The organism is Arthrobacter oryzae, from assembly GCF_037911235.1.
GTDB lineage: Bacteria > Actinomycetota > Actinomycetes > Actinomycetales > Micrococcaceae > Arthrobacter > Arthrobacter oryzae_E.
In genome coordinates this window covers 1-5746 of the sequence record NZ_JBBLYW010000059.1, presented here as the reverse complement: position 1 = coordinate 5746, position 5746 = coordinate 1, and the positions used below count along the sequence as shown (strand labels likewise).

Annotated in this window: 3 protein-coding genes; all 3 read right to left on the bottom strand. The window is 64.8% G+C overall.

What is annotated here, in order from left to right:
• Nucleotides 1-527 precede the first annotated feature (527 nt).
• Nucleotides 528-3422 carry a glycoside hydrolase family 2 TIM barrel-domain containing protein gene (locus WMN78_RS16060; RefSeq protein ID WP_425341163.1) on the bottom strand — a complete coding sequence of 965 codons (2895 nt, stop codon included), beginning with the start codon at nt 3420-3422 and terminating at the stop codon, nt 528-530.
• A 318-nt stretch (nt 3423-3740) separates the two neighbouring features.
• Nucleotides 3741-4496, bottom strand: coding sequence for a glucose 1-dehydrogenase (locus WMN78_RS16055; RefSeq protein ID WP_340534727.1), 756 nt, complete (start codon nt 4494-4496; stop codon nt 3741-3743).
• Nucleotides 4497-4667: 171 nt separating this feature from the next.
• A complete protein-coding gene (locus WMN78_RS16050; protein ID WP_340534726.1) occupies nt 4668-5702 on the bottom strand; it encodes a LacI family DNA-binding transcriptional regulator in 1035 nt (344 codons plus the stop codon).
• Nucleotides 5703-5746: the final 44 nt, after the last annotated feature.

Genomic DNA, 5746 nt, shown 5'->3' with positions numbered 1-5746 from the left:
GAAAACCACCCGGAAACCACGGGAAAACGCGGCAACCAGACAGCAAATTTGAAACCAGCTGTAAAAACCAGACCACACCACGGGGTGGCATAATCCAGTCAATTCAACCAATTAATAATAAATTGGTATCAACAAACTTGGCACACTATTGAGTTCTCAAACAACAGACACACCCGGCACCACCACAACCAACATCCAGCCAGTCGCAGCTCGCTCCGGAGCAACTTCCCAAACTTACCCGATCCCGGACCGCTTTGCAAACCGGCGTTACCGCCAACCACAAGCACCACAGGAAGGATCCCCGCCCGGTTTCCGCACGCCATAAAAGCGCCGTTTTTCAGGCCATTCAGAAGGGGGTCGGTCGCTATCTTTCCGCATCAGCGGCGGCGACTCGAATTACTTTACACGCCCACAGCACCCCACACAAATCCACCCCCAAACAGCAAGGAAAGACCCAAAAACCCCGGAATTCCAATGTTTTTAGGCCCTCCCCGCCGCCGGACGAGGCCCCTGCAGGCCAAACCCGCTTATGTGGACTGAGTCACAGCGAATACGAACGCGAAGTCTGCCTCCCGCGGTTCCAGCCGATAGCCCTCCAGGACTCCCGGACCGCAAGCCGCAGTTCCGACACCATGCACTGCGTGATCGAGGTACACGTAGCTGCGGCCATCCGGAACCAGGTCGGGCTGATGGGTCGCGGCGTCCAGCACCTCCAGGCTGTACGGGCGCACGGTAAGTGCAAACGGTTCACCGCTGACGGTGAGCCGGCCGGCGTCGAGCTTCAAGGCTGCCGAATGCACGCCGGACCGGGCGCCGGACTCCTGCGGCCGGACGTATTCCACGTCCATCTCCTTCACGGTCAGTTCGTGCCAGCCAAGCCGTGTGCCCTGGCCTGTATCCGGATAACTGTGATGCGGCCCCTGGCCGAACCACTGCACGGATTCAGTTGGTGAGCCCAGCACGAGTTCCACGCCTATCCGCGCCCACAAAACTGGCCAGCCTGAGTTGATCCACGGACCGTCCGGCTTGACCGTTGTCCGCAGGCTGACGCTGTTTCCGTCGCTGGCCCAGATGTATTCAGTGAGCACACCAAACTGCTTGCCGGCAGCGCCAACCCGTGTCCGCACCACAAGCTCCTCCCCGCCGTTTCCCGTGGGGCGCGCGGCGATGCCGAGCAGCCGGGCGTGCATCCGGTTGAGCCCGGCGTCCAGCCACTGCGCAGCCGCGGGACGGGGATCCGCGCTCCCCCATTCGGCGCCGAGGTCGTTATCCGTGGGTGCGCGCCACAGCAGGAGCCGGAGTCCCTCGACGGCAGTGCCGCCAAGCCGGACGAGCTGACCCGTGGTCCCATCGAAAACGGCCGGCCCCAGACGAAGGTGGTCAGCATCCACCTCGACGCCGGCAGTGGCCGCGGGCCTCTGCACCACACGCACACTTGCTGATTCCTGGCCCCAGGCAACTTCGTGGCCCGCGCCGGCCCAGGCGGAGTCTTCCTTGAGGACGGCACTGACCGTCAGTACCGCCGTCGTCTGCCCCGCACGCCTGAGTAGCTCCGCCGGCAACCGCACGTCGGCTGATTCCCGCGGCGCCACGGGCGCAACGTCAACCAGGCCGCCGTCGACCGTCCCGCCGTCGGCCTCCACCCGGTACCGGAACTCCAGCGCGGAAGTGTCAGCGAAATCGAAGCGGTTGGTGAGCGTGAACGCGGACCAGTCAGCTGCCACCACAATGGATATGGGCTCGATGACCTTCTTGAAATCCAGGAGGCCCGGCCGGGGGACACGGTTGGCATCCACCAGCCCGTCCGTGACGAAGTTGCCGTCGTGGACTTCCTCGCCGAAGTCTCCGCCGTAGACAAAGAATTCCTGGCCGTCAGGGCCCGTTCGGGTGATGCCGTGTTCCAGCCACTCCCACACAAAGCCGCCCATCAGGCGCGGGTAGCGGTGGAAAAGATCCTGGTACTCGGACATGCCCCCCGGCCCGTTGCCCATGGCGTGGACGTACTCGCACAGAACGAAGGGCATGGCACGCCGCCGCGCATCAAGGTCGGCATCATCCAGGGCAGGTTCCACACCCTGGCCTATGAGTGCCGTCTCCGCCTGGCTGGCGTACATCCGCGAGTAGACGTCAACGTAAGCCGAGCTCCAGTCGCCCTCGTAGTGGATGGGCCTGGACGGGTCGCGGAGTTTGGTCCAGCGGGACATGGCCGCCAGGTTCCCGCCCGTCCCTGCCTCGTTGCCCAGGGACCACATGATCACCGACGCGTGGTTCTTGTCGCGTTCCACCGTCCGGGTCATCCGGTCCAGGAGGGCCGGCTGCCACTGCGGATCCGCGCTGGGATTCTGCTCCCAGCCGCCCTCTTCGAAACCGTGCGTTTCCAGATCGCATTCAAGGACAACGTAGAAGCCAAGCTGGTCCGCCAGCGCCAGGAAGTCCGGATGCGGCGGGTAGTGCGAGGTCCGGACGGCATTGATGTTGTGCTGTTTCATGAGCCGCAGCTCGCTCTCCATGACCTCCCTCGGCACCACGCGGCCCAGCTTGGGATGGTGTTCGTGGCGGTTGACGCCGCGGAGCAGGATCCGCTGCCCGTTCACTTTGAACTGGGCATCCTCGATGCTGATGGTGCGGAAGCCGAACTGCACCGAGACCGTTTCGCCTGCGGTGCTGACCGTTGCCTCATACAGCCGCGGCAATTCTGCCGACCACGGCGAGGCATCCGGGAGGCGATGCGCCTTACCGGCGGGCAGTTCCAGCCCCAGTTCCGGGACGCGCACGACGGCGGCAACCGGCTCGCCTGCCCGGCTCGCCTCGACGCGCAGGACGCCTTCGCCGCTGTGATGATCGAAGTCCGCATGGACAAAGACGTCGTCGATGCCCTCCGACGGGCGCGCCTGTAGCGTCACGTCCCGGAAGATGCCGGGGAGCCACCACATGTCCTGGTCCTCGACGTAGCTGGCTGCCGAGAACTGTGCCACCTGGACTGCCAGCACGTTCCTCCCCTGCACCAGCACGCCCGTCACGTCGAATTCGTGCGCGAGGCGGCTGCCGCGCGTGGTCCCCAGCAAGGTGCCGTTCAGCCACACCGTTCCTGCCGACTCGATGCCGTCGAAGCGAAGCAGGGACGAGGTTAAGAACTCCGGGCCTGCCTCGAATTCGACGAAGAGGTCGCCGACGGGGTTGGCGTCCGGTGCGTGCGGCGGTTCCACGGCGAACGGGAACTGGACATTCGTGTACCAGGGCGATCCGTGGCCGTGCATGGGCCAGCTGGACGGCACCGGCAGGTCCCCGAAGTCCGGGCGGTCACCACCAGCCTGCCAGCCGTCCTGCGGCGCGTGTCGGATGCCGGGATGAAGCCTGAACTTCCACACGCCGTTCAGCGACAACCGCGGAGCATTGCTGTCAAGGTACGCCCGCGCAGGCATCGTGCCCTTCGGCGGTGCCACCGAAGCGAGGTCAGCGATCTGCGTGGCGGACACGTCGAGCGTCCGCCCCGCAGCCGGCGCCGTCTGGCCCGTCACAGCGTCGGCGGCGTCGGTGCGGCGCGCCTCCGCGGTGTCGGCGGCGTCACCTGGACCTGCTGCAGAGGCGGGGCTGACGGCGGTGGACTCATCGGGCATGACGTTCCTCGGGTTGGGGTCGATTGCTGTACCGAATGCGCACCGCAACTGCGAGTTCGCCATTGCGTGAACGTTCACGGTCCAGTCGATCGTACGCGGACTCACCGTGTTTGAAAAGGGCGTTCAGCCGGCCGGACCTCCGGGAGGCGGCGATACAGTCCCGGCGGTTTCGCCGCCGTCGATCACGAATTCGGAACCAGTGACGAAGGAGGATTCATCCGACGCCAGGTACACCACGAGATCGGCAACCTCCCGGGGCTGGCCGATCCGGTGCAGCGGCACGTGTCCGACGTCGAACGTCATGCCCGCCGTCATGGGCGTCTCAATAACGCCCGGGTGCACCGAGTTCACGCGTGTTCCGGATATTCCGAGGTCCAAGGCAGCGCTCTTCGTCAATCCGCGCACACCCCACTTGGATGCTGTGTAGCCGGACAGGCTTTCGTAGCCCCGTACGCCGGCAATGGACGAGATGTTGATGATCGAGGCGGATCCGGCAAGCGCCAGGGCAGAAGCTGCTGCCTTGATGCCGTTGAAGACGCCGGTCAGGTTGACGTCGATGATCCTGGCCCACTCTTCATGGGGGTACTCCTCGATCCGGCCAAAGTTGACGATGCCGGCGTTGTTGACCAGCACGCTCAGACTGCCGAATTCGGTGACAGCTGCATGGACGGCCTGCTGCCAGTCCGCGGGGCTCGTCACGTCGAGGCGGACGAAGCGGACATCGTTGCCCAGACTGGCTGCCAGCTCAGCTCCTTCTTGGTCCAGGACATCGCCGACTATCACCTTGGCGCCTTCTTGAAGCATCCGTTCGGCTATCGCTGCTCCAATTCCTCGCGACCCGCCGCTGATGAGGCCTACCTTGCCGTCCAGCCGTCCCATTCCTGCTCCCGTCCACTAATCGGCGCCGCGCCGTCTATGTGCGGCTCGAGCGCGGGTCCGCGGCACGCAAGTGACTGCGCACCGGTCCTGTCCCAGCTTGGCGCCCCAGTCGTGCGGCCGAAAGGGCACTTGGACTCATATTGGCTTCACGAGTAACGGAGCCCGGATGGATCAGGCTGTTTCCCGGAGGACCAGCCGATGTTTTAGGGTGAGTCGTGACGCCTCTGATCCGGGACTGACGGTTCCCGTCAGCAAACCGTCAAGAAGTTCGACGGCGGCCCGGCCCATTTCCCGCAGGTCCAGTGCCATGGTGGTGAGCTGGGGAGTTAAGAGCACTCCCAGCGGGATACCGTCCATGCCGATCACTGCGCAGTCCTCGGGGACCATGCGCCCTGCATCAGAGAGTGCTTTGAGGACGCCGGCGGCCATCAGATCGTTGAAGACAAGGATCCCGTCCGTCTCCGGACGTTCCCGGAGAAAGCCAGCCACTGCCGCTTTGGCTGCCTCCGCCGTTTCCTCGGCGACAAGCAAGGACCATGACGTCCCGAGGCCTTCCAGCCGTCCGGCCACGGCCTTCCCACGGACGGTGCTCGGGAGTTGGCTTGCTGCGCCGGTTGCGGATCCTGCCTCCAGGTAGGCGATGCTCCTCCGGTTCGCGTGCACCAGCTGATCAACGGCAAGCCTGGCAGCGTGGTCGTAGTCGAAGTTGATGCTCCCTGCCGCATCGTCAGGGGACTCGTCCAGGACTATGAGGGGGCGACGGCCAAGGGCTGCCTGCGCCTGCTGCGCGTAACCGCCGAGGTAGCCAATAACGGCATCCACGTGGGGCGCCAAATGCTCAACGGCGTCCAAGCCGCTGCGGCCGCCGTGCCCGTAGTCGTCGACCACAACGTGCCAACCGCGGAGGGTGGCCAGTTCCACGACGCTTGAGGCAAAGGCCGGGAAATACGGGTTCGTGAGATCGGGGATCGCCAGGCCCACCGAAGTCCTTGCTCCCTGGACCAGGCCTTTCGCGAAACGGCTCGGAGTGTAGCCAAGTTCCTGGGCCAACTGCCGCACCCGTTGGCGTGTGGATTCCTTAATCCCGGGCATGCCATTCATTGCCCGAGTCACAGTTTGGCGCGACACCCCCGCGGCAGCGGCCACGTCGAGGATGGTGGACCGCTTGGCCGGCTTGGCCGGATTTCCGGACGGTGTGTGGCTCATGGAGTGTAAGTCTAGGGGCGGCAGTGAGAGAGCGTTGCCCGTTA